Annotated in this window: 21 protein-coding genes and 1 pseudogene; 11 read left to right on the top strand and 11 right to left on the bottom strand. The window is 57.9% G+C overall.

Features of this window, described 5'->3' with window-relative positions; translation table 11 throughout:
* Positions 1-20 precede the first annotated feature (20 nt).
* From puuE to ACTYEO_RS13070, 7 genes are all read left to right on the top strand, one after another.
* Complete coding sequence (puuE, locus tag ACTYEO_RS13100; protein WP_449324195.1) at positions 21-1,439, top strand: allantoinase PuuE; 1,419 nt, start codon at positions 21-23, stop codon at positions 1,437-1,439.
* Positions 1,440-1,733: 294 nt separating this feature from the next.
* Entirely contained in the window at positions 1,734-2,930 is a 1,197-nt protein-coding gene (locus tag ACTYEO_RS13095; RefSeq protein ID WP_449324194.1) for an ABC transporter substrate-binding protein, read from the top strand.
* A 166-nt stretch (positions 2,931-3,096) separates the two neighbouring features.
* A complete protein-coding gene (locus tag ACTYEO_RS13090; RefSeq protein WP_449324193.1) occupies positions 3,097-3,879 on the top strand; it encodes an ABC transporter ATP-binding protein in 783 nt (260 codons plus the stop codon).
* Positions 3,876-4,595, top strand: a complete 720-nt coding sequence (locus tag ACTYEO_RS13085) for an ABC transporter ATP-binding protein (protein WP_449324192.1) — start codon at positions 3,876-3,878, stop codon at positions 4,593-4,595. Before ACTYEO_RS13090 ends, ACTYEO_RS13085 begins: the two co-directional genes overlap by 4 nt.
* Before the next feature lie 7 nt (positions 4,596-4,602).
* Positions 4,603-4,962, top strand: a complete 360-nt coding sequence (locus ACTYEO_RS13080; RefSeq protein ID WP_449324191.1) for a hypothetical protein — start codon at positions 4,603-4,605, stop codon at positions 4,960-4,962.
* A 65-nt stretch (positions 4,963-5,027) separates the two neighbouring features.
* Positions 5,028-6,038, top strand: a complete 1,011-nt coding sequence (locus tag ACTYEO_RS13075; protein WP_449324190.1) for a branched-chain amino acid ABC transporter permease — start codon at positions 5,028-5,030, stop codon at positions 6,036-6,038.
* Positions 6,035-7,348: a branched-chain amino acid ABC transporter permease gene (locus ACTYEO_RS13070; protein ID WP_449324189.1), complete on the top strand. Its 1,314-nt coding sequence runs from the start codon at positions 6,035-6,037 to the stop codon at positions 7,346-7,348. The genes ACTYEO_RS13075 and ACTYEO_RS13070 overlap by 4 nt, the downstream gene beginning before the upstream one ends.
* A 111-nt stretch (positions 7,349-7,459) precedes the next feature.
* On the opposite strand, the gene ACTYEO_RS13065 is transcribed toward ACTYEO_RS13070, so the two are convergent.
* The 4 genes and pseudogenes from ACTYEO_RS13065 to ACTYEO_RS13050 form a co-directional block, all read right to left on the bottom strand.
* Entirely contained in the window at positions 7,460-8,236 is a 777-nt protein-coding gene (locus ACTYEO_RS13065) for an enoyl-CoA hydratase-related protein (RefSeq protein ID WP_449324188.1), read from the bottom strand.
* Between the two features lie 79 nt (positions 8,237-8,315).
* Positions 8,316-8,804: a cytochrome c-type biogenesis protein gene (locus ACTYEO_RS13060; protein WP_449324248.1), complete on the bottom strand. Its 489-nt coding sequence runs from the start codon at positions 8,802-8,804 to the stop codon at positions 8,316-8,318.
* Positions 8,804-10,807: a heme lyase CcmF/NrfE family subunit gene (locus tag ACTYEO_RS13055; protein WP_449324187.1), complete on the bottom strand. Its 2,004-nt coding sequence runs from the start codon at positions 10,805-10,807 to the stop codon at positions 8,804-8,806. The genes ACTYEO_RS13060 and ACTYEO_RS13055 overlap by 1 nt, the downstream gene beginning before the upstream one ends.
* A gap of 164 nt (positions 10,808-10,971) precedes the next feature.
* A pseudogene (locus ACTYEO_RS13050) lies at positions 10,972-12,543 on the bottom strand (helicase HerA-like domain-containing protein).
* Positions 12,544-13,018: 475 nt separating this feature from the next.
* Between ACTYEO_RS13050 and ACTYEO_RS13045 the strand changes: the two are divergent.
* Positions 13,019-13,621, top strand: coding sequence for an invasion associated locus B family protein (locus tag ACTYEO_RS13045; RefSeq protein WP_449324186.1), 603 nt, complete (start codon positions 13,019-13,021; stop codon positions 13,619-13,621).
* A gap of 54 nt (positions 13,622-13,675) precedes the next feature.
* Here ACTYEO_RS13045 and ACTYEO_RS13040 read toward each other — a convergent pair whose 3' ends face one another.
* The 4 genes from ACTYEO_RS13040 to ACTYEO_RS13025 are packed head-to-tail and all read right to left on the bottom strand — an operon-like array spanning position 13,676 to position 17,942.
* Positions 13,676-14,887, bottom strand: a complete 1,212-nt coding sequence (locus ACTYEO_RS13040; protein ID WP_449324185.1) for a beta-ketoacyl-[acyl-carrier-protein] synthase family protein — start codon at positions 14,885-14,887, stop codon at positions 13,676-13,678.
* Positions 14,884-15,150 carry an acyl carrier protein gene (locus ACTYEO_RS13035; protein WP_449324184.1) on the bottom strand — a complete coding sequence of 89 codons (267 nt, stop codon included), beginning with the start codon at positions 15,148-15,150 and terminating at the stop codon, positions 14,884-14,886. The genes ACTYEO_RS13040 and ACTYEO_RS13035 overlap by 4 nt, the downstream gene beginning before the upstream one ends.
* Before the next feature lie 41 nt (positions 15,151-15,191).
* A complete protein-coding gene (gene lpxD, locus ACTYEO_RS13030) occupies positions 15,192-16,280 on the bottom strand; it encodes a UDP-3-O-(3-hydroxymyristoyl)glucosamine N-acyltransferase (protein WP_449324183.1) in 1,089 nt (362 codons plus the stop codon).
* Between the two features lie 39 nt (positions 16,281-16,319).
* Positions 16,320-17,942 carry a L,D-transpeptidase family protein gene (locus tag ACTYEO_RS13025; protein ID WP_449324182.1) on the bottom strand — a complete coding sequence of 541 codons (1,623 nt, stop codon included), beginning with the start codon at positions 17,940-17,942 and terminating at the stop codon, positions 16,320-16,322.
* A gap of 372 nt (positions 17,943-18,314) precedes the next feature.
* Here ACTYEO_RS13025 and ACTYEO_RS13020 point away from each other — a divergent pair, with 372 nt between their 5' ends.
* The 3 genes from ACTYEO_RS13020 (at position 18,315) to msrA (ending at position 19,972) form a co-directional block, all read left to right on the top strand.
* Positions 18,315-18,875 carry a YcbK family protein gene (locus ACTYEO_RS13020; protein WP_449324181.1) on the top strand — a complete coding sequence of 187 codons (561 nt, stop codon included), beginning with the start codon at positions 18,315-18,317 and terminating at the stop codon, positions 18,873-18,875.
* Positions 18,876-19,016: 141 nt separating this feature from the next.
* Entirely contained in the window at positions 19,017-19,466 is a 450-nt protein-coding gene (msrB, locus tag ACTYEO_RS13015) for a peptide-methionine (R)-S-oxide reductase MsrB (protein ID WP_449324180.1), read from the top strand.
* Positions 19,463-19,972: a peptide-methionine (S)-S-oxide reductase MsrA gene (gene msrA, locus ACTYEO_RS13010; RefSeq protein ID WP_449324179.1), complete on the top strand. Its 510-nt coding sequence runs from the start codon at positions 19,463-19,465 to the stop codon at positions 19,970-19,972. Before msrB ends, msrA begins: the two co-directional genes overlap by 4 nt.
* A 65-nt stretch (positions 19,973-20,037) precedes the next feature.
* Here msrA and ACTYEO_RS13005 read toward each other — a convergent pair whose 3' ends face one another.
* The 3 genes from ACTYEO_RS13005 to glnT all read right to left on the bottom strand — a co-directional run bounded on the left by ACTYEO_RS13005 (position 20,038) and on the right by glnT (position 23,256).
* The gene (locus ACTYEO_RS13005) at positions 20,038-20,925 is read right to left on the bottom strand and encodes an amidohydrolase family protein (protein ID WP_449324178.1); all 888 of its coding nucleotides are present in this window, start codon (positions 20,923-20,925) and stop codon (positions 20,038-20,040) included.
* 99 nt (positions 20,926-21,024) lie between these two features.
* Positions 21,025-21,909 (bottom strand): formyltetrahydrofolate deformylase, encoded by an 885-nt coding sequence (gene purU, locus ACTYEO_RS13000; RefSeq protein WP_449324177.1) that lies wholly within the window; start codon positions 21,907-21,909, stop codon positions 21,025-21,027.
* Between the two features lie 39 nt (positions 21,910-21,948).
* Positions 21,949-23,256 carry a type III glutamate--ammonia ligase gene (glnT, locus tag ACTYEO_RS12995; protein WP_449324247.1) on the bottom strand — a complete coding sequence of 436 codons (1,308 nt, stop codon included), beginning with the start codon at positions 23,254-23,256 and terminating at the stop codon, positions 21,949-21,951.
* Positions 23,257-23,279: the final 23 nt, after the last annotated feature.

Raw genomic sequence — 23,279 nt, 5'->3', positions numbered from 1 at the left:
AATAAAACGGAGGGCGGACAGTGCAGAGATATCCCCGCGATATGAGTGGCTATGGTGCGGATGTGCCTGATGCGGCTTGGCCCAAAGGTGCCAAGATCGCCGTGCAGATCGTATTGAATTACGAAGAAGGCGGCGAAAACAACATTCTGCATGGCGATGCCGCCTCTGAGGCCTTCCTGTCCGAGATCGTGGGGGCTGCGGCTTGGCCCGATCAGCGCCATTGGAATATGGAATCGATCTATGAATACGGGGCGCGGGCGGGGTTTTGGCGGTTGCACCGCATGTTCACGCAAATGGATATTCCCGTCACCGTTTATGGCGTGGCCAGCGCCTTGGCGCGCAACCCCGAACAGGTCGAAGCGATACTGGCCGCCGATTGGGAAATCGCCTCGCATGGTCTGAAATGGGTGGAGCATAAAGATATGCCCCCCGAGGAAGAGCGCGCCCAAATCGCAGAAGCCATCCGCCTGCATAACGAGGTTGTGGGCCAGCCGCCGCGGGGCTGGTACACGGGACGCTGTTCAATGAATACGGTCGATCTGGCCGCGGAGACAGGGCAGTTCGACTATATCAGCGATGATTACGCCGATGATCTGCCCTATTGGCGCCAGATCAACGGGCGCGATCAATTGATGATCCCGTATACATTGGATGCCAATGATATGCGCTTTGCCACGCCGCAGGGGTTTAATGCGGGCGATCAGTTTGAAAGCTATCTCAAAGATGCCTTTGATACCCTTTATGCCGAGGGTCAGGAGGGGCGGCCCAAGATGATGTCCATCGGGCTGCATTGCCGTTTGATCGGACGCCCGGGGCGGGCCGCGGCGCTCAAGCGTTTCCTTGATTATGCGTGCGGCCATGCGGATGTCTGGTTTGCGCGGCGCATTGATATTGCCACGCATTGGGCTGCCACCCACCCTGCCCCTAAGGCTGTCACCCGCCCCTCGCAAATGTCGCGGAATGAGTTCGTTGCAGCTTTTGGCGGCATCTATGAGCATTCCCCATGGATCGCCGAACGCGCCTTCGATCTTGAGCTTGGCCCCGCCCATGACCGCGCGGCGGGCCTGTCCAACGCCTTGGCCCGTGCGTTTCGCACCGCCAGCCATGATGAGAGGCTTGGCGTCTTGCGCGCCCATCCCGATCTGGCAGGCAAACTGGCCGCAGCCAAGCGCCTGACCGAGGAGAGCAGCGCCGAGCAGGCCAGTGCAGGGCTTGATGCCCTGACAGATGCCGAGCGCGAGGCCTTCACAAGCCTGAACAGCGCCTATGTCGCCAAACATGGCTTTCCCTTTATCATCGCCGTGCGCGACCATGATAAAGCGTCGATCTTGGCGGCCTTCCAGACCCGTCTGGAGAACGAGACCGGCCTCGAATTCGACACGGCCTGTCGTCAGGTCGAGCGGATCGGCAGGCTCAGGCTGGAAGCCGCCTTGGCCTAACGTAAGGGGCGCTTTTTCGGGGCTTTGCAGGCCAAGCCGAAGGCAGGCCGAACGCACAGCCCCGATCGCCTTGTGAAGTGGTCAAATGTGACTGTGATCTGAGGCGTGATCTGCTTGAGGCGGAAATATGGGCAGGTATGGCCGCTGCTGGCAGGAAATTATCCCGCAAGAGGGCCGCATTTTAAGCGGAACCCGTCGAAACGACCTTGCGGCGCTCTTTCCTCTTTCCAAGCAATGACGCTGAGATTAACGTCTCCCCCCATAAAACAACACTTGTCCAACACGAGGTTTACCATGAAAAAGATTCTGCTGGCTTCGGCCGCATCCCTTGCAATGACAGGCGGCGCGCTTGCCGATGGTCATAGCAACTCTGTTTCGCTCGGCGTTATCGTCGGCTTCACTGGCCCGATTGAATCGCTGGCCCCCGCAATGGCGGGTGGCGCTGAATTGGCGATGGCCGAAGTCACCGAAAGCGGCAACCTGCTTGATGGAACTGCCGTGACCTCCGTTCGTGCGGACTCCACCTGTATCGACGCAGCTGCCGCGACGGCTGCTGCCGAGCGTCTGATCACCGCTGATGGCGTAAGCGGCATCGTTGGCGCCGATTGTTCGGGCGTGACAACAGCGATCCTGTCCAATGTTGCCGTTCCAAACGGCATGGTCATGGTATCGCCTTCCGCGACGTCGCCTGCTCTGTCGACTGTTGAAGACAACGGCCTGTTCTTCCGCACAGCCCCTTCTGACGCACGTCAGGGTGTTGTGATGACCGAAGTGATCATGGATCGTGGCATCAACGAAGTTGCCGTGACCTACACCAATAACGACTATGGCCTTGGCCTTGCTGACGCCTTCGCAGCAGCATTCGAAGCGGCAGGCGGCACTGTCACCCTCGTTGCAGCGCATGAAGATGGCCGCGCTGACTACTCCGCAGAAGTTGGCTCGCTGGCATCCGCCGGTGGTGAAGCTCTCGTTGTTGCGGGCTATGTTGATCAAGGCGGTGCGGGTATCATCCAGGCCGCGCTCGACACAGGTGCTTTCGATACATTCGTCTTCCCTGACGGCATGATCAGCCAAGCCCTGACCGATAATTTCGGCTCCGATATCAACGGATCCTTCGGCCAGCACCCCGGCACCGATAGCGAAGGCGCGTCTGTCTATGAAGGTATGGCCGAAGCTGCTGGCATCGACGGCACATCGCCTTTCTCCAAGGAAGCCTATGACGCAGCAGCCCTGATCATGCTGGCCATGCAGGCGGCGGGCTCTACTGCTCCTGGCGATTATGCGGGTCACATCATGGATGTCGCAAACGCACCTGGCACACCGATCCTGCCTGGTCAGTTGGGCATGGCGCTTGAGCTTATCGCGGCTGGCGAAGATGTAGATTACATCGGTGCCTCGGCTGTTGAGCTGATCGGACCAGGTGAATCGGCGGGCGCATATCGCGAGATTGAAATCGTCGATGGCGAAATCGCGACCGCTCAGTTCCGTTAATCCGACCTGAGATAAGTTCCGAGCAGTCCGGCCCATGGTCGGGCTGCTCTTTATAAAGGCCCCGCGCGCCTCTGACCGCAGTTTTCATTCGACACATCCAAATCGGTTTTCTCAAAACCTGTGACAGGCATTTGGAAAGCCGCTTTTCAAAGATGGAACGCTCCCCATGATCGAGGTCAAAGACCTTCACAAACATTTCGGCGGCTTTCATGCCGTTGATGGCGCAAGCCTGAGGATTGAAACTGGCTCTATCACAGGGCTTGTCGGCCCCAATGGTGCTGGAAAAACAACGCTTTTCAATGTGATAGCTGGTGTTCTTGAACCCACATTCGGCGAGGTCTGGATGGATGGCGAGAATATCACGGGCCTCAAACCGCATGAATTATTCGGCAAGGGCCTGCTGCGCACCTTCCAGATCGCGCATGAATTTTCCTCCATGTCCTGCCGCGAGAACCTGATGATGGTGCCCGCCGACCAGATCGGTGAAACGCTCTGGAACACATGGTTCGGGCGCAAACGCATCGCCGATCAGGAACGCGCCCTGCGCGCCAAGGCCGATGAGGTGCTGGAATTCCTGACCGTCGAGCATCTGGCCGACCACCCTGCAGGGGCCATATCGGGCGGTCAGAAAAAGCTGCTGGAACTGGGCCGCACCATGATGGTGGATGCCAAGATCGTCTTTCTTGATGAGGTGGGCGCTGGCGTGAACCGCACCCTTCTCAACACGATCGCCGATGCCATCATCCGCCTCAACAAAGAGCGCGGCTATACCTTCTGCGTGATCGAGCATGATATGGATTTCATCGGCCGCCTCTGCGACCCCGTCATCGTGATGGCGGAAGGTAAGGTGCTGGCCGAAGGCACGCTTGACCAGATCAAGGCCAATGAGGACGTGATCGAGGCCTATCTGGGCACAGGTCTGAAAAACAAGGATAAAATCGAGGCATGAGCGGCGAACAACCTTTCCTTATCGGCAGTGAGATGACAGGCGGCTATGGCAAGGGCGCCGATATCCTGCATGACTGCACCATTGCCGTTGATCCCGGCCAGATCGCTGTGATCGTGGGCCCCAATGGCGCGGGCAAATCCACTGGCATGAAGGCCGTTTTCGGCATGCTGAACCTGCGCAAGGGTCATGTGATGCTGGATGGCGAAGACATCACCCATCTCTCCCCGCAGGACCGTGTGGCCAAGGGCATGGGCTTTGTGCCCCAGACCAACAATATCTTCGGTTCCATGACCGTCGAGGAAAACCTTGAGATGGGCGCATTCATCCGCCGCGATGATTTCCGCGATACAATGGATCAGATTTACACGCTCTTCCCGATCCTGAAGGAAAAACGCCGCCAAGCCGCAGGCGAGCTTTCGGGCGGTCAGCGCCAGCAAGTGGCCGTGGGGCGTGCACTGATGACCAAACCCAAGGTCTTGATGCTGGATGAACCGACAGCGGGCGTCTCGCCGATTGTGATGGATGAGCTGTTTGACCGTATCATTGAGGTCAGCCGCACGGGTATTCCGATCCTGATGGTGGAACAAAATGCCCGCCAAGCGCTTGAAATTGCAGATAAAGGCTATGTTTTGGTGCAAGGCCGTAATGCCTTTACGGGCACTGGCAAAGAGCTTCTGGCCGACCCGGAAGTTCGCAAAAGCTTTCTCGGGGGCTAGGCGCGTCATGATCCGCACCCTCCCCCTTGCCCTGCTTCTGGCCAGCCCCGCACTGGCCGAGCCTTGGGCCTGCGAATTTACCGTGGAATGCGTGGTCTCGGAAACCTGTTCGCAGAGCGGTTATGAGGTGGAAATTCTGGCCGCCGACCATGAGGGGCAATTGTTTCTCTCCTCCATGGTGGGCGACACGCCGATCATCCGCCTGTCACAACCCGAAGCCATTCCCGCCGCCTATGCCAGTTCCGGCGCGCATGGCCCCTCCGCGATGATCACGATCCATTCTGACGGATCGGCGCTGATGAGCGCGCATATCTTCGATGAGGGCACCATGGCCGTCACCTATTTTGGCACATGTGAGGCCCTGTGATGCAAAACAGCCTCTGCCTTCCCCTTACATCCTTTCGCCCGTCCGATTGTCGAGAAAGCTGACCGATGGATATTCTCAACGCCGTTGTGGCGCTCCTGAACTTTGTAATCATCCCCGCCACCGCCTATGGCGCGCAGCTTGCGCTTGGCGCGCTCGGGGTCACGCTGATCTATGGCATCCTGCGTTTCTCCAATTTCGCCCATGGCGATACGATGGCCTTTGGTGCGATGGCCACCATCCTTGTGACATGGTGGTTGCAGGGCATGGGGGTCTCGCTCGGGCCGCTTCCCACGGCGCTTCTGGCCTTGCCAATCGGCATTCTGGCCACGGGGCTTTTGGTGATCGGCACAGATAAACTGGTCTATAAATTCTACCGCCAGCAAAAGGCCAAACCTGTGATTTTCGTGATCGCATCGCTTGGTGTAATGTTCGTAATGAACGGCATTGTGCGCTTTATCATTGGCGTAGATGACCAACGCTTTGCCGATGGCGAACGCTTCATCATCTCAGCCCGCAATTTCCGCGAGATGACAGGCCTTGATGAGGGTCTCGCCTTTCGCACCAGCCAAGGCCTGACCATCGTGATCGCGGTGATCGCCGTGGCGCTGTTGTTCTGGTTTCTCAACAAGACCCGCACGGGCAAATCCATGCGCGCCTTTTCCGACAATGAAGATCTTGCCCTTTTGTCAGGCATCAACCCCGAACGTGTGGTTCTGGTGACTTGGCTGATCGTGGCGGCTTTGGCGACAACGGCGGGCGTGCTCTATGGCCTCGATAAAAGCTTCAAGCCTTTCACCTATTTCCAATTGCTGCTGCCAATCTTTGCAGCGGCCATTGTGGGCGGCCTCGGCAACCCGCTCGGCGCGATTTTGGGCGGCTTCCTGATCGCTTTCTCCGAGATCAGCATCACCTATGCCTTCCGCAAGGTTGTGGGCTATCTCGGGCCTGAGGATTGGTCGCCGGACGGACTGCTGCAATTGCTCTCTACAGATTACAAATTCGCCGTCAGCTTCGGCATTCTATTGATCGTGCTCCTGTTCAAGCCAACGGGGATCATGAAAGGGAAATCGGTATGATGAAATCCATGGAACCGAAACACCTCGCATTATTCGGCTTGGTGATCGCGCTTTATCTCGGCACAGGCTTCCTGCAATCCTGGAACACGATGTTGAGCATTTTCAATATGGGTCTGATCTCCTGCATCATGGCCTTGGGCGTGAATATGCAATGGGGCTATGCGGGCCTGTTCAATGTCGGCGTCATGGGCTTTGTGGCCTTGGGCGGTCTGGCAGGGGTGCTGGTCGCGATGGACCCTGTTGAAGGCGCATGGGGCACGGATGGTGCTTTGCGCATTCTTCTCGCCCTGATCCTTGGCGCGGCCACCATTCTGGGGGCGATCCTTGTCTGGTCGAAACTGCCCAAAGGGAAACTCAGGGGTCTGGCCGTCACCACGATCCTTGTCGCGGGCTTTTTCATCTTCCGCGCGGTGTTTGATGGCGGTGTCGCCGTGGTTGAGGCGATTGACCCCGCCCTGACAGGCAATATCGGCGGGCTTGGCCTGCCTGTCATCCTTGCATGGCCCGTGGGCGGTCTTTTCGCGGCGGGGGCGGCTTGGATCATCGGCAAAACAGCGCTTGGCCTGCGCTCCGATTATCTGGCCATCGCCACATTGGGCATCGCCGAGATCATCATTTCCGTGATGAAAAACGAGGATTGGCTGGCGCGCGGCGTGAAAAACGTCACAGGCGTGCCCCGCCCCGTCCCCTATGAAGTAGACCTGCAGCAAGCCGAATGGTTCCTCAGCCTTGCCACCCGCATCGGGGCCGATCCCGTGACCTTCTCCTCCATCTTCGTCAAACTCTGCTATGCCTCGCTGTTCATTGTGGTTCTGCTGACGCTGATCTGGCTCACCGAGAAGGCGCTGAACTCACCATGGGGCCGCATGATGCGCGCGATCCGTGATAATGAGGTTTCGGCCTCCGCCATGGGCAAGAATGTCAAAGCCCGCCATCTGCAAATCTTCGTCCTCGGCTCCGCCGTCTGCGGCCTTGCGGGCGCGATGATGACCACGCTTGATGGCCAATTGGTGCCTGGCACCTATCAGCCCCTGCGCTTCACCTTCCTGATCTGGGTGATGGTGATTGTGGGTGGCTCGGGCAATAATTGGGGCGCTGTTTTGGGCGGCTTCCTGATCTACTGGCTCTGGATTCAGGTCGAACCACTTGGCCTGATGCTGATGCAAGGCATCACGGCTGGCATGAGCGAAGGCAATGCCCTGCGCGAGCATCTGATCGACTCGGCCGCCTATATGCGCCTGATGACCATGGGCCTGATCCTGCTGCTGGTGCTGCGCTTCAGCCCGCGCGGCCTGATCCCCGAGCGCTAGGCCTCCACCACATCATCACAACACAGCAAAAGGGGCGGATCATCACCGCCCCTTTTTCACATCTTTGCTTTAAAAATACTTCCGCCGGAGGCGGCCTGAACAGCGCGCGCTCTAGCGCCCTTCGAAGGTGGCGGGACGTTTCTCCAAAAAGGCCAAAACCCCTTCCTTGAAATCCCGCGTATTCCCGCATTGCCCCTGCAATTGTCCCTCAAGCATCAATTGCTCTTCCAAGCTGTTCCCCCATGAAGCCTGCATCACCTGCTTCACGCGCTTGAAAGCCTCGGTCGGACCATTGGCCAGATACTCGGCCCGTCCGCGCCAATGCGCCTCGAACCCGTCATCGGGCACAGCTTCAAAGATCATTCCCAATTCGCTGGCCTGATCGGCGCTGATCTTATCCGCAAAGAGAGCTGCCCCCATCGCCTTGGCCATCCCGATCTTGCGGGGCAGCACATAGCTGCCGCCTGCATCGGGAATAAGCCCGATCCGCGTAAAGGCCTGAATGAAACTCGCAGATTGCGAGGCAATCACCACATCACAGATCAAAGCCAGATTGGCCCCCGCCCCTGCCGCTGTGCCATTCACAGCCGCAATCACAGGCACAGGGCATTCCACAACCGCCATCAGCATCGGAATATATTCATCCCGCAAGGTCCGCTCGAGATTGAGGTTCGCCACACTCGCGCGATCCCCCAAATCTTGGCCCGAACAAAACGCCCTGCCTGCACCCGTGATCACCACAGCCCGCGCCGTTTTCCCCGCATTGCCAACCGCATGGGTGATCTCGGCACGCATCTGCGTGTTCAGCGCATTCATCACATCGGGGCGGTTCAAGGTGAGGACTGCAAGGCCCTCCGCCTCTTCAAGCGTGATCGTTTCATATTGCATCAGATGCTCCTTCCAAAGGGCTTGGAAAGGAGCATACCAAACTGATCGGTTCAGAAAAGCGGAAACGCCGCGTCACATCTCAGGATTTCGGCGCGGAGCCCTCATCTCCCAGAAGATCACGCAATCGCGCCTCTTCCTCGGCGCTCAAAGCCTGCTCGCCAATGGCCTGCGCGGTCGAGCGGCGCCTGACATAGCCAAAGGCCAGTCCAAGCCCCACCAAAAGCAATATCGGCCCCGCTGCCCAAAGCGCGATGGTGCTGCCCGTCATGGGCGGGCGCATCAGCACATATTCGCCATAACGGTCCACAACTTCGCCAAGCACTTCCTCGTTGGAATTCCCCCCAAGGATCAATTCGCGCACGTAAAGGCGCAAATCACGGGCCACTTCGGCATTGGATTCGTCAATCGATTCATTGCGGCAGACCACACAGCGCAGCAAGGTCGAGATATCGCGTGCCCGCGCCTCAAGCTCGGGGTCCTCCATCACCTCATCAGGCTGAACCGCCCAAACCGGTGCGGGCAAGCCCGCGCCCAAAGCAAGCGCGAGCATAAGGGCCAAAGCACGCATCATTCCGCAGGCACTCCCGCTTGCCCACCAGATGGCGGGGGCGTTGCGCCACCCCGTTCTTTCGCAGCCCCTGCCGCCACGCGGTAACGGCGGTCGGTCAGGCTCAACAATCCACCAAGCGCCATGATGATCGTGCCGCCCCAAATCCAATTGGCAAAGGGCTTGATCCAAACCCGAACGGCCCATCCCCCATTATCCTGAGGATCGCCAAGCGTGACATAGACATCGCGGGTAAAGCCGCCATCAATGCCGGCCTCGGTCGTGGGCATGCCCGCCACGGGATAGATGCGCTTTTCGGGGTCAAGCATGGCAACCGTTTCCCCCTCTTGCATCACCCGCACATGGCCCATGGTCGAGATGTAATTCGGGCCTTGCACCCGCTCGACATCCTCCAGCACGATTGTATAGGCGCCCACCTCATAGGCCTCGCCAATCTGCGCCACGCGGATATCTTCCTGCTGGTAGGTCACCAGACAAACCACACCGAACATGGTTACGCCCACACCTGCATGGGCCACGCTCTTGCCCCAATCGGCGCGCGGCAACCGTGTCAGGCGTGCCAAACGGTTGCTCACAGCCCCGCGCCCCGTGCGCGACCACAGATCAACCATGGCGCCTGCCACCAGCCAAACCGACAGCGCAATGCCAATCGGCCCGATGGCACTATCGCCCGTGAAAACGGCATAGGCCAACAGCCCTGACGCCACCGCCAAGGCACCTGCCCCGATCAAACCATTCATGGTGCGGCCGATCTTGGCCCGCTTCCATGACAGCATCGCCCCAATCGGCATGGCAATCGCCAGCGCCAGAACAAAGGGCGTGAAAGCCGCATTGAAGAAAGGTGGGCCTACAGACAGCGTGCGGTCAAAGAACATCTCGGCCACCAAGGGCCAGATCGTCCCAATAAAGACCACAAAGGTCGAGACCGCCAACAACAGGTTATTGAGCACCAGCCCGCTTTCACGGCTGACCATCGAAAAGACGCCTTTGGCCTCCATCGCCGTGGCGCGCGCGGCAAACAACGCCAATGCACCGCCCATGAACACACATAGGATCATCAAAATGAACACCCCGCGTTCGGGGTCATTGGCAAAAGCATGCACGCTGGTCAAAACGCCCGAACGCACGATGAATGTACCGATCAGGGAAAAGCCAAAGGCAAGGATCGCCAAAAGGATCGTCCAGCTTTTCAACGCTTCCCGCTTCTCGACCACAATGGCCGAATGCAACAAGGCCGCGCCCAAAAGCCAAGGCATGAAGGAGGCGTTCTCGACAGGATCCCAGAACCAGAAACCGCCCCAGCCAAGCTCGTAATAGGCCCACCATGAGCCAAGCCCGATCCCGATGGTCAAAAACACCCAAGCCGCCAAGGTCCAAGGCCGCACCCAACGCCCCCAAGCGGCATCAACATGCCCCTCGATCAGGGCCGCGACCGCAAAGGAAAACGCCATCGAAAGCCCGACATAGCCCAAATACAAAAACGGCGGATGAAAGGCGAGGCCCGGGTCCTGCAAGAGTGGGTTCAGATCCTGCCCGTTGAAGGGCGGCACCGCCAAGCGCGTGAACGGGTTGGAGGTCCACAGGATAAAGGCAAAAAACGCCACCGCCACTGAGGATTGCACCGCCAGCACCCGCGCGCGCAAGCTTGGCGGCAGATTGCCCCCGAACCAAGCGGCACAGGCCCCAAATAGCGTCAGGATCAACACCCAAAGCAGTAGCGATCCCTCATGATTGCCCCAAACGCCCGTGATCTTGTAGATCAGCGGCTTATCGGTGTGCGAATTCGCAACCACCAGATTCAACGAGAAATCCGAGGTCACAAACGCATAGGTGAGCGCTGCAAAACTTGCCGCGGTCAGGGCGAATTGCACGCTGGCCGCGGGCGAGGCCACAGCCATCCACCCTCCCCAGCCTTTATGCGCCCCAATCAGGGGCACGATCATCTGAAAAACGGCCACAGCAAAGGCCAAGATCAGGGCGAAATGTCCGAGTTCTACTATCATGGGGTAAACCTTAGGCCTGCTTGAGAAAGTTTCCAATAGAGGAAACAGGGACGCAAGGCCGCAGGCCCGCTCACAAGCCTGTTATGCGCGCCTCTTTGCTTGGCAAATACTTTGGGGGAGCCGCCCTTGGGCGGCGGGGGCAAAGCCCCGCTGCTCCCCACGCTTTATCTGCCGCGGAACAAACTGCCCAAAACGCCTCGCACCAAGGCCTGCCCCGAGCGGGTGCCCAATTGGCGCGCAAAACTCTTGGCAAAAGCCGTTCCAACCGAATCCGATCGCGAGGAGCGCGACCGGCTGGATCTCGATGATCCACTGGATGAACCGCCACTATACCGCCGGCCAGAATTGAACTCGCGCTCCTCTTGCTTGGCGCGCGCCGCATCGGCTTTGGCCTGTTCTTCCAGACGCTCGACTTCCTCGGCCTCGCGCGCGGCCTCCTGTGCGCGGCTGGTCAAAATCTCAAACGCGCTTTCACGGTCGATCTCGGCCTAATATTTCCCCGCCAAGGGCGACATCCCCATCAGGGCGGCACGGGTCGCAGGAGCCAGCGGGCCCAATTGCGAGGATGGCGGGCGGATCAATGTGCGCTGTACCACGCCTGGAATACCTTTTCTCTCCAGCATGGATGTCACGGCTTCACCAACACCCACTTCGCGGATCGCATCTTCGGTGTCGAAATCAGGGTTGGCGCGGTAATTTTCCGCCGCTTGGCGCAATTCGCGCTGATCCTTGGCCGTAAAGGCGCGCAGCGCATGCTGCACACGATTACCAAGCTGGCCCAGAATATCCTCGGGCACATCGGCGGGGTTTTGGGTGATGAAATAGACCCCAACCCCTTTGGAGCGGATCAGGCGTGCCACCTGCTCGACCTTATTGACCAGCGCTTTGGGCGCGTCATCAAACAACAGATGCGCCTCATCAAAGAAGAAAACCAGCTTGGGCTTATCGGGGTCGCCGACCTCGGGCAGGGTCTCGAACAGCTCGGAAAGCAGCCAAAGCAGGAAGGTCGCGTAAAGACGTGGCGAATTCATTAATTTATCAGCCGCCAGAATATTGATCCGCCCGAAACCTTCAGGATCGGCCAGCATGATATCGGCCAGATCAAGGGCAGGCTCACCAAAGAGGTTCTCGCCGCCCTGCTCTTCCAGAACCAGCAAACGCCGCTGGATCGCACCAATCGAAGAGGTCGCGATATTGCCATAGCGCAGGCCAAGCGTGTCGCGATTCTCGCCCACCCAAACCAGAAGCGATTGCAAATCCTTCAAATCCAGAAGCGCCAAACCTTCCTCATCCGAGACGCGGAAGGCGATGTTCAGAATTCCCTCTTGCGCCTCGGACAGCTCCAGCATCCGCGAGATCAGCAAAGGCCCCATCTCGGAAACGGTGGTGCGCACGGGATGGCCCTGCTGGCCGTAAAGATCCCAGAACGTGACGGGAAAGGCGCGATAGGCATATTCATCAAAAGCGATTGTCTGCGCGCGGCTGGTAAAGGCCTCATGCAGTTTGAAATCGGCCGTGCCCGAGGCCGCCAGCCCCGACAAATCACCCTTCACATCCGAGAGAAACACAGGAACGCCCGCTGCCGAGAAACTTTCAGCGAGGATTTGCAGGGTAACCGTTTTACCCGTGCCCGTTGCCCCCGCAATCAACCCGTGACGGTTTGCGTATTTCATCAAAAGCGATTGTGGCTCGGCGTAATCCGTGCCGCCGCCGCCAATAAAAATGCTCTCACTCATAGGTGTTATGCCCCCGCAACAATCCTGACTTCGTGCCAACATACATTCTTAACCACTTTACGCTAGCGTGGTTTGCACATGCCCCCTGTTTCCCTCGGGGTGGCATGGACTTCCTCCCTGTTGACTGGCCGCGCCCCTTCAAAAGGGCGCGGTTTTTTTTGACATCAAAAAATGTGATCAGAGAGATGAATTCCCCTGTTGACCAATACGTTAACCTATCATAGCGTTCGGTCCATAAAGTCGGCCAGTCCGACGGGGAGTTAAAAAAACTGCGGAAAGGGTCTCGAATTTCGGGCCCTTTTCTGTTTCTGGAGCACCGCTGCCGCGCCCTTCCCCAAGCCTTGAATAGATCGGCGAAACTTGGCCCATTCACACAGAGCTGTTATTCATGGCAGTGCTTTTTGCCCTGACATGGCGCCTGCACCATGCTAGCCACGGGCAAAGATAATTTGATCAAAGGCAAGGACCGCGACAGATGAATTTTGCATTGCGCCTATTTCCAGCACTTCTTCTTGGATGCCTCGCGCTTCCTGCACTCGCACAAGAGGCGTCCGAGGACACCCCGACTGCGTCCGAGACACTGCCCTTGGGCGAACCCGTGGAGCCTGCCCTTGGCTCGACCTATGTGGCCGAAACCCATGGGGATTGGGAAATCCGCTGCATCACAGTGGAAGAAGGCGAGTTCGAGCCGTGCCAACTCTATCAGCTTCTCACCGATGCCGAAGGCAATGCCGTGGCCGAATTCAACGTCTTTGATGTGGCAGATGATGATCCCGTTGTGGCAGGCGCCACGATCATCACCCCGCTCGACACTCTGCTGACTCCGGGCTTGCGATTGGCGATTGATGAGAGCAATCAAACCCGCTTTCCTTTCGGCTTTTGCCAGCAGATCGGGTGTTTCGTGCGCCTTGGCCTGACCGAGGATGATCTATCCGCCTTCCGCAATGGCGGTGTCGCGAATGTAACCATCGTGCCTTTGCCAGCCCCCGACCAAGAGGTTGTGCTTGAGGCCTCCTTGTCGGGCTTCACAGCGGGTTTCGCAGCGCTTGAGGCGCGAAGCCCTGCAGCCGCACAATAAGCGAAATCAACGGCGGCCCTTTTAATATAGGGGCCGCGTGTTACAGGGGCGGGTTCAAGGCGCTTTGCGCAGGGCCAAAACCGCGTTGAAGCCGCCAAAGGCAAATGCATTGGTCAGACAGGCCGTGACCTTGGCCTCGCGCGCTTCATTGGGCACCACATCCAAAGCACATTCCGGATCAGGTTCCTGATAGCCGATGGTGGGGGCAATCACCCCGTCCTTGAGCGCCATGATACAGGCCAGAAGCTCCACCGCGCCTGTGCCGCCGATCAGATGGCCATGCATGGATTTGGTCGAGGACATCATCAGATCATTGGCATGATGGCCAAATACATCCGCCACAGCGCCGCTTTCAACTTTGTCATTGGCCACAGTGCCCGTGCCATGTGCGTTGATATATCCAATATCTGATGGGTTTAGCCCCGCATCCTCAAGTGCACCTGAAATAGCACGCCCCGCCCCCTGTTTCGAGGGCATCACGATATCACTGGCATCAGAGGTCATCGCAAAGCCCACGACTTCGGCCAGAATATCGGCCCCGCGCGCACGGGCATGCTCATATTCCTCGAAGACGAAAACCGCAGCCCCCTCGCCCTGCACCATGCCATTGCGATTGGCGCTGAAGGGACGGCAGGCATCCTTAGACATGACCCGCAGGCCTTCCCACGCCTTCACCCCGCCAAAAGACAGCATCGCCTCCGAGCCGCCCGTGACCATCACATCACAGCCCCCGCCTCGGATCAGCTGGAACGCCAATCCCATCGCATGGTTTGACGAGGCACAGGCCGTTGCCACGGAAAATCCTGGGCCCTGTAGGTTATATTCAATCGCCACATGGCTTGCGGCGGCATTGTTCATCAGCTTGGGCACCACGAAAGGATGGACGCGGTTCTTCCCCTCTTCATAGACCGAGCGGTAATTCTCATCCCACGTATTCACGCCGCCGCCCGCAGTGCCAAGCACCACACCCGCACGGGCCGAGCCTTCGCTGACTGCACCGAGCCCTGCGCTCTGCATGGCTTGGCGGGCGGCGATCAGGGTGAATTGGGTGAAGCGGTCATAGAGGGCGATTTGCTGGCGGTTGAACAGGGCGTCAGGGTCATAACCCTTGACCTGCGCGCCGATCCGAACGGTCAGCCGCTCGACATCGCGCAGCTCCAATTGGGTGATCCCGCAGGCCCCTTCGCGCATCGCGCGCAGGGTGGAGGGCACATCATGGCCAAGCGCATTGATTGTGCCCTGACCCGTAATAACGACGCGTTTCATGCGGTTTGCTCGGCCACCAGCCCTTGCACGGCCGCCACGATCGAGGCCACCGAGGAGATATCGAATTCGCTGGCCTCAGGCTCATTGGCGTTGAAAGGCACCGAGATATCAAAGGCTTCCTCGATGGCGAAGATCGATTCCACGAGGCCGAGCGAGTCGATCCCCAGATCTTCCAAGCTCGACTCCATTTTCACATGTTCTGGGTCAAGCACTGCCTGCTCGGCGATAATGGCGATAATCCTGTCTGCGACGCTCTTCGTCATGACGCTCTTCTCCGGTCATTTCCCTTATTGCTCAGATAAGATCACTCATCTGATTTCGAAACGGCTTTTTGCAAGGCTGCTACTGTTTTGGCCAAACGCGGAAGCCGTCTGAGCGCCTTATACATCTCGATATGTGTCTCTATTTTGACAGCGGGGCTGCCCATGACCATACGGCCAGGTCCAAGATTGGAATATATCTTGGTGGCCCCTGCTGCCACAACATCCGATCCGATCTCGATATTATCCGAAACACCGCATTGCCCGCCCAGAACCACACGATCCCCCAGCACGGCCGAGCCCGCAAATCCGACCTGCCCACAAAGCAGACAATCCCGCCCGATGCGGCAATTATGGCCGATATGCACAAGATTATCGATTTTGGTGCCCGAGCCGATTTCGGTATTCGCCACGGTGCCACGATCAATCGCGGCATTGGCACCGATCTCCACATCATCCCCGATCACCACAGTGCCGAGCGAATGGATACGCGTCCAGCTTTGCGGGGCAACAGCGGCATCTTCCTTGCCAAGGCTTTCACGCGCGGCCTCGACCTGACTTTTCTCGGGCGTGACAAAGGAAAATCCGTCGCCGCCGATCACCGCACCAGGCTGGATGATCACCCGATCCCCGATCCGCACCCTCGCGCCGATGCGCACACCTGACAGGATCAGGGCATCTTCGCCAATCTCGGCCCCTTCCGCGATGCTGCTATGCGAGGCGATGCGCGCATTTTCCCCAATGCGCACGCCCTGCCCGATGACGACAAACGGCCCAATCGCGGCCCCTTCGCCGATCTGGGCCCCTGCCTCGATCACGGCTGTTGGGTGAATACCGTCATGGATGATGGGCCCTGCATCCAAGGCCTGCGTCAGGCCCGACATCGCAAAGCGCGGGCGTTTGACGACAATCGCGCCCTTAAGCCCGAGCGCCTGCCAATCCATCCCGTCGGCAATCATCGCGGCGCGCGCATTGCCCGCCGCCAGCCCTTCTGCGAATTTCGGAGACATCGCCAAGGCTAGATGTTCTGGCCCTGCGGATGCAGGCTCGGCCGCGCCGTCCACTTCGATGGAAATATCACCGACGGCTTCGGCATCGAGTGCCGATGCGATATCGCTAATTCTATGGCCCATGTTCAAGCCTTTGCCGCTGCTATGGTTGCGGCTAAGGGTTTAGCTTGAGACCGCGCGGACGGAAACCCCTGCATCTTCCATGGCCCGCCATAAAAGCGCATTTCGGCCATAGACGTCGCGGCGGAAATTGGCCCGCCCGTCTGGTGTAACGAAGGCTGTCCAATAGACCAGATGCACGGGAATGTCCGTTTCAAGCTGAACGGTCGTCTCATTACCCGAGCGCAAGATGCGCTGGTAAAACCCCTCGGGGTCGTCCTGCTGGGGCGCCAGAAGGTGATAGGCCAGCTCCTCGGGGCGATGAACACGCACACAGCCATGCGAATAGGCCCGCACCTCACGCGAGAAAAGATCGCGGGCAGGTGTATCATGCAGATAGATATTCCACTGGTTCGGGAACATGAATTTCACCAGACCAAGCGCATTGCGCTGCGAGGGGGGCTGGCGCAGATCAAAGGGGAAGTTGCGGGTGGTATATTGGCTGAAATCAATGCCATCGCGGCTGACAACACGGCCCCCACGCAACAATTGAAGATGCCCGACCGCTGCGGGATTGGCCTGCATTTGCGGCAGATATTCCCCAACCGTGATCGAGCGGGGCACATACCAGCTTGGGTTGATGACCATATGCTCCATCACATCCGAGAACTCAGGCGTGTGGCGGTCGCTGTCACGATGGCCCACCACGACGCGGGTCTCGAATGTGGGCACTTCGTTATCCACCACCCAAGCGTGGAAATCGGGGATATTCACCAGAATATGGCGTTCGCCACGATCCAGATTCATCCAGCGCTGGCGTTCCATCGACAAGATGACCTGCTCAAGCCGTTCCTCGGGTGCGATGTTGATCTCGGCGATGGTGGCCTCGCCCGCGATACCATCAGGTGTCAGGCCATGATCCGTCTGGAAAGACTGCACAGCTTCCTGAATGCTGGCGTCATAAGATGCGGCTGCAGATCTCTCAAGATACCCCATTGAAATCAAACGGTTACGAAGTGCAATTAAAGCATCCCCCGTATCGCCCGGTTCAAGACGTGAGGCCGAAATGCTTGGCCCCCAGCCGTCTCCAAGGATCACTTCTTCAAGGCTGAACATCTCGCGCTGGAGGCGGCCATAATCGGGATGGGTGGGCGGCAAAGAGCGCATGAATTCGCGCGGATTATCTGCCTCAAGGAACGCGGCCAGCACGTCCGCATGCGGGCGGCGGGGCAGTTCCTTATGGATATCGGCGGCCAATTCGCTTGGCTCAAGAATGCCCGAATTGATGTCTTCGGCATAATCAAGGAACATCCGCGTGGCCAAAGCCTCGGCCTGACCGCGCTGATAGGCGCTGGCGGCATTGCCAAAGGCTGCGCGCAATTCATTGGCATCATATTCGCCAGTGGGAAGGCCGTGATTGCCCGCCTGCTCAAGCGCCTCCATCAGCGCAAAGCGGCGCGCGGTAAAGGCCTCGCCCTCACCTGTCCAGAGGGGCGCGAAATCACGATCTCGGTAAAAGCTTGCCAGCGCGTCATTCTGGGCCGACATCTCGGCGATGGCCTGCCGCTCGGCCGAGAAGGCCGCCGCGAAATCAGCCTCAGCCAGAGCGGGTGTGGCGAGGCCGCCGCCCAAACCAAGTGTCAAACCAGCACCAAAAAGAGCGGAATATACCTGTAATCTGTTCATTTTCTGCTCATCACCCCTGACGATTCATTTTCTTCCAACCAAATCAGCGAGATATCATCAGCCTCCGAGTTGGCCCGATCCTTGCCCTATATCTTGTGGCTCTACGAGTTTTTTACCGCAGATACACGAATTTTTTAAGTGAACCAAATCGAGGACCCGAAACGCGATGATATCGAATCGATCTTCAATCGGCAAAATCCTGCCTAAATTGGGGCTGCAAATTGCTCAAAGTGGAAGTAACACTTTCGAATTATTTCATAATGTGTCATTAACTCCACATCTGGGGTTTAGGTTGTGCCGGCGTCTATGCAGCGCCTTTATGAGTAAAAACGAGAAACACAGCACGTGTCAGATGACGGGGCAGTAGACTAAATGACCAAACCAGTAATTTCCCGCCGCGCTTTACTTGGCGCTTTTGCAGCGTCAACCGTTGCAGCCGCCCCCGTGGCTGCCAATGCATTCGGCTTGTTGCGTGGCGCAGGCGATATCCGCAAACTCGCGATGTATAACGGCCGCACAGGCGAAAACATCGACATGATCTATTGGATCGATGGCGATTACATCCGCCCTGCCCTTGAAGAGATCAATTTCTTCATGCGCGACTGGCGCCGTGACGAAGTGCATCAGATCGATACCCGCACCATCGACGTGATGGCAGCAGCGCATAACCTTCTGGAAACGAATGAGCCCTATACATTGCTCTCGGGCTATCGTTCGCCCGCGACCAATGCGATGCTGCGCGCCAATTCCCGTGGCGTTGCGCGCAATTCGCGGCATATGCAGGGCGAAGCGGCTGATCTGCGACTGAGCTCGCGCTCGGTCAGCCAAGTCGCACGTGCGGCAGCTGCTTGCGAAGCAGGCGGTGTCGGGCGCTATTCGGGCTCCAATTTCGTCCATATGGATTGTGGCCCTGTGCGCACTTGGGGCGGCTGAAACAGCTCTCCCTTTTTTGTGATTGATGAAAAGCCTTGTTTTGCAGGGCTTTTTTGCATCTTGGGGCGCGCGCCTCCGAAAGCTCTGGAAAACACCCTAGTGCAGCTCCATCTTACCCTCATGACCGAGGAAGGAGCCAAAATGCCCAGATATGAGAAATCACCCGATATTGTCGCGGCCCTGACGCCCGAGCAGTTCTATGTCACACAGGAAAGCGGCACCGAGCGTCCCTTCACGGGCGAATATAACGCCCATAAGGAGCCTGGCATTTACGTGGATGTCGTCTCGGGCGAGCCGCTTTTTGCCTCGGCGGATAAATTCGAATCCGGCTGCGGCTGGCCCAGTTTCACCAAACCGATTGAGCCTGCCCATGTGACCGAGCATCGGGACCTGACCCATGGCATGGTGCGCGTGGAAGTACGCTCGCATCACGGTGACAGCCATTTGGGCCATGTCTTTACCGATGGCCCGCGCGATAAGGGCGGTTTGCGCTATTGCATCAATTCGGCCTCGCTGCGCTTCATTCATCGAGATGATATGGAGGCCGAGGGCTATGGGGCCTATCTTGGACAAGTGGAGGATGTAACATGAGCTTGCAACGCGCTGTTTTGGCGGGGGGATGTTTCTGGGGGATGCAGCAATTGATCCGCCGCATGCCCGGAGTGGCCAGCACCCGTGTCGGCTATACGGGCGGCGATGTGCCAAATGCCACCTATCGCAACCATGGCAGCCATGCCGAAGGGATCGAGATCAATTTCGACCCCGAGGTGATCAGCTATCGCCAATTGCTGGAGTTTTTCTTCCAGATCCATGACCCAAGCACCCCGAACCGCCAAGGCAATGATCGTGGCCCCTCCTATCGCTCGGCGATCTATTATGTGACGCCTGAGCAGCGGGAGGTTGCGCTCGACACGATCGCCGATGTCGATGCCTCAGGCCTGTGGCCTGGTAAAGTGGTGACTGAATTGGACCCCGTTGGCGATTTTTGGGAGGCCGAGCCTGAGCATCAGGATTATTTGGAGCGCATCCCGAATGGCTATACCTGCCATTTCATCCGCCCCGATTGGGTTCTGCCCAAGCGCAACGCGGCGGAATAGCTCGTTTAGAACAAGGCTGACGCGCCCCTAATCAGGGCCGCGTCAGCGCGCTTACAAAAGGTCTCTCAGCCCGCCTCGCCCAAGATCCGCAGCGCGTTTTCCTTCAAGATCAGCGGTCGCACCTCATCCTTGAACGGCGCATCGGCGAAATCGGCCAGCCAGCGATCAGGCGTGATCGCAGGCCAATCCGACCCAAAAAGCATCTTTTTCTTCAGGATCGAATTGGCATATTTGATGAAAATCTCGGGGAAGTATTTCGGCGACCAGCCCGACATGTCGAAATAGACATTGGGCTTATGCTGCGCCACCGCCAGCCCCTCTTCCGTCCATGGGAAGGAGGGATGCGCCAGAACAATCGGCATATCGGGGAAATCCACCGCAACATCATCAAGATGCATCGGGTTGGAATATTTCAACCGCATCCCCATACCCCCGCGCATGCCCGAGCCCACGCCTGTCTGCCCCGTATGGAACAGCGCAATCGCGCCTTCCTCGGCGATGGCTTCATAGACGGTATAGGCCGCCTCGCGATCATTGGGGAAAAAGCCCTGCATGGTCGGGTGAAATTTGAAGCCACGCACGCCGAACTCACGCACCAAACGGCGCACCTCACGCGCACCCGCCTTGCCCTTATGGGGGTCGATCGAGGCAAAGGGGATCAGGATATCATCGTTATCGGCGCAAATTCCCGCGACCTCTTCGTTGGAATAGCGTTTGAACCCTGTCTCACGCTCGGCATCAACGGGGAAGATCACGGCTGCGATATTGCGCTCACGGTAATAGGCGGCGGTCTGTTCCACCGTGGGCAGCATGCCCTCGGCCCCTGCGGGGTTCTTGAAATAGGCCGCCATGCCTTCCTGAAATTCATTATAACCGTCATCGCGGCACTGATTGCAGGGCTCTTCCGCATGTGTATGAAAATCAATGGCTTTGACGGATGCGAAATCAACCATAAGGACATGCCTCGACATTTTGTTCACGTTGAGAACCGTTATACTGCATAACGTTTCCTATCCCAACCGAAAATGTGAAGCCTGCCGCGAGGGCGCGGCCTACCCCATCCGCTCCGAGGCGTAAGAGCCTGGCGAGGCAGGGAAAACCACCGTTTTATTGCCATTGATAAAGACGCGGCGATGGATATGGGCATGGATCGCGCGGGCCAGCACCTGTGCTTCGACATCGCGGCCAAGGCTGACATAATCCGAGGAGGATTGCGCATGCGTCACGCGCACGGTGTCTTGCTCGATGATCGGGCCTTCATCCAGATCAGCCGTCACATAATGCGAGGTCGCCCCGATCAGTTTCACCCCGCGCTCATAGGCTTGCTTATAAGGGTTTGCGCCTTTGAAACTGGGCAGAAAGGAATGGTGGATATTGATGATACGGCCTGACATTTTCTGGCACATCTCATCGGACAGGATCTGCATATAGCGCGCCAGAACGATCAACTCCGCCCCCGTATCCTCGACCACCTGCATGATCTGCGCCTCGGCGACAGGCTTGTTTTCCTTCGTCACCTTGATGCAATGGAAGGGGATATCATGGTTCACCACGACCTTTTGGTAATCCAGATGGTTCGAGATCACGGCAACGATATCAATCGGCAAAGCCCCGATGCGCCAGCGATAAAGCAGATCATTAAGGCAATGGCCAAAGCGCGAGACCATGATCACGACCTTCATCTTCTCGGCCTCGTCATGGAAGGCATATTCCATCCCGAATTCATCGGCCGTTTTGGCAAAGCCTTCTTGCAACGCATCAAGCCCCAGACCCTTTTCACTGGCAAAGCTGACGCGCATGAAGAAATTGCCCGTCTCCTGATCATCAAATTGCGAGCTATCGGCGATATTGCAGCCGTGATCGGCCAGATAATTGGCAATGGAGGCAACGATCCCGCGCTTGGAGGCACAGGTCACGGTCAGGGCGAAATTGGTCATGGAATTTGGTCTCGACTACTCAAAGGACTGTGTTTTGTCCTAGATATCCAGCGTGTTGTCACGCTCCCATTTGGAGAAATGCGAGGCATATGAGTGCCATTCCTGCATTTTCATTTTCATATAGGAAACACAGAAGCTCTCGCCCAACATCGCCTTCAGGCCTTCATCGGCATCAAACTCGCGGATCGCATCCAGCAGATTGAGCGGCAGACGGGGGGCGTCTTTGACCAGATGGCCCTCGGCATACATATCGATGTCATGGCGCGGACCAGGATCGGCCTTGGAGCGGATACCAGACAGACCCGCGGCGATAATCACCGCTTGCAGCAGATAGGGGTTGGTCGCACCATCAGGCAGACGCAGCTCAAACCGTCCAGGGCCCGGTACGCGAACCATATGGGTGCGATTGTTGCCCGTCCACGTCACTGTATTGGGGGCCCAAGTCGCGCCTGACACGGTGCGCGGTGCATTAATGCGTTTATAGCTGTTCACCGTCGGATTGGTGATCGCGGCCAGCGCCGAGGCGTGTTTCATGATCCCGCCCAGAAAGCTTTTGCCCTGATCCGAGAGGCCAAGTTCCTTGCTGTCATCGGCAAAGGCGTTGCTCTCGCCCGCCATATCCCAGACCGAGACATGCGCATGGCAGCCATTGCCCGTCAGCCCTTCGATGGGTTTGGGCATGAAGGTGGCGCGCAGCCCGTGTTTCTCGGCCACGGATTTGACCATGAATTTGAAGAAGGAATGCCGATCAGCGGTCACAAGCGCATCGGCAAAATCCCAATTCATCTCGAATTGGCCATTGGCGTCCTCATGATCGTTTTGATAAGGCCCCCAACCCAGCTCGAGCATATAGTCGCAAACCTCTGCAATCACGTCATAACGGCGCATCACAGCCTGTTGGTCATAGCAGGGCTTTTCCGCCGTATCGAACGGGTCCGAGATTTGATCCCCCTCAGGTGTCAGCAAGAAGAACTCGGCCTCGATCCCTGTTTTGACGCGCAACCCTTCCTTGGCGGCCTCGGCCACCAGTGTGCGCAAGACATTGCGCGGGGCTTGCTCAACATCCTCGCCCTCCATCACACAATTGGCGGCAACCCATGCAACCTCGGGCTTCCAAGGCAGTTGGATCACGGTGGCGGGGTCAGGCACGGCCAGCATATCGGGATGGGCAGGCGTCATATCGAGCCATGTGGCAAAGCCCGCAAAGCCCGCGCCTTCTTCCTGCATATCCGCAATCGCTTGTGCAGGCACCAGCTTGGCCCTTTGCCCGCCAAAAAGATCGGTGAAAGAGATCATGAAATATTTGACGCCCTTCTCGGCGGCGAAGGCTGCTAGGTCTGTTGTCATCATATTCCCTTTCATCCAAGTAT

The sequence above is a fragment of the Rhodophyticola sp. SM2404 genome (assembly GCF_053570515.1).
This window is presented reverse-complemented; position numbering and strand designations above follow the sequence as displayed.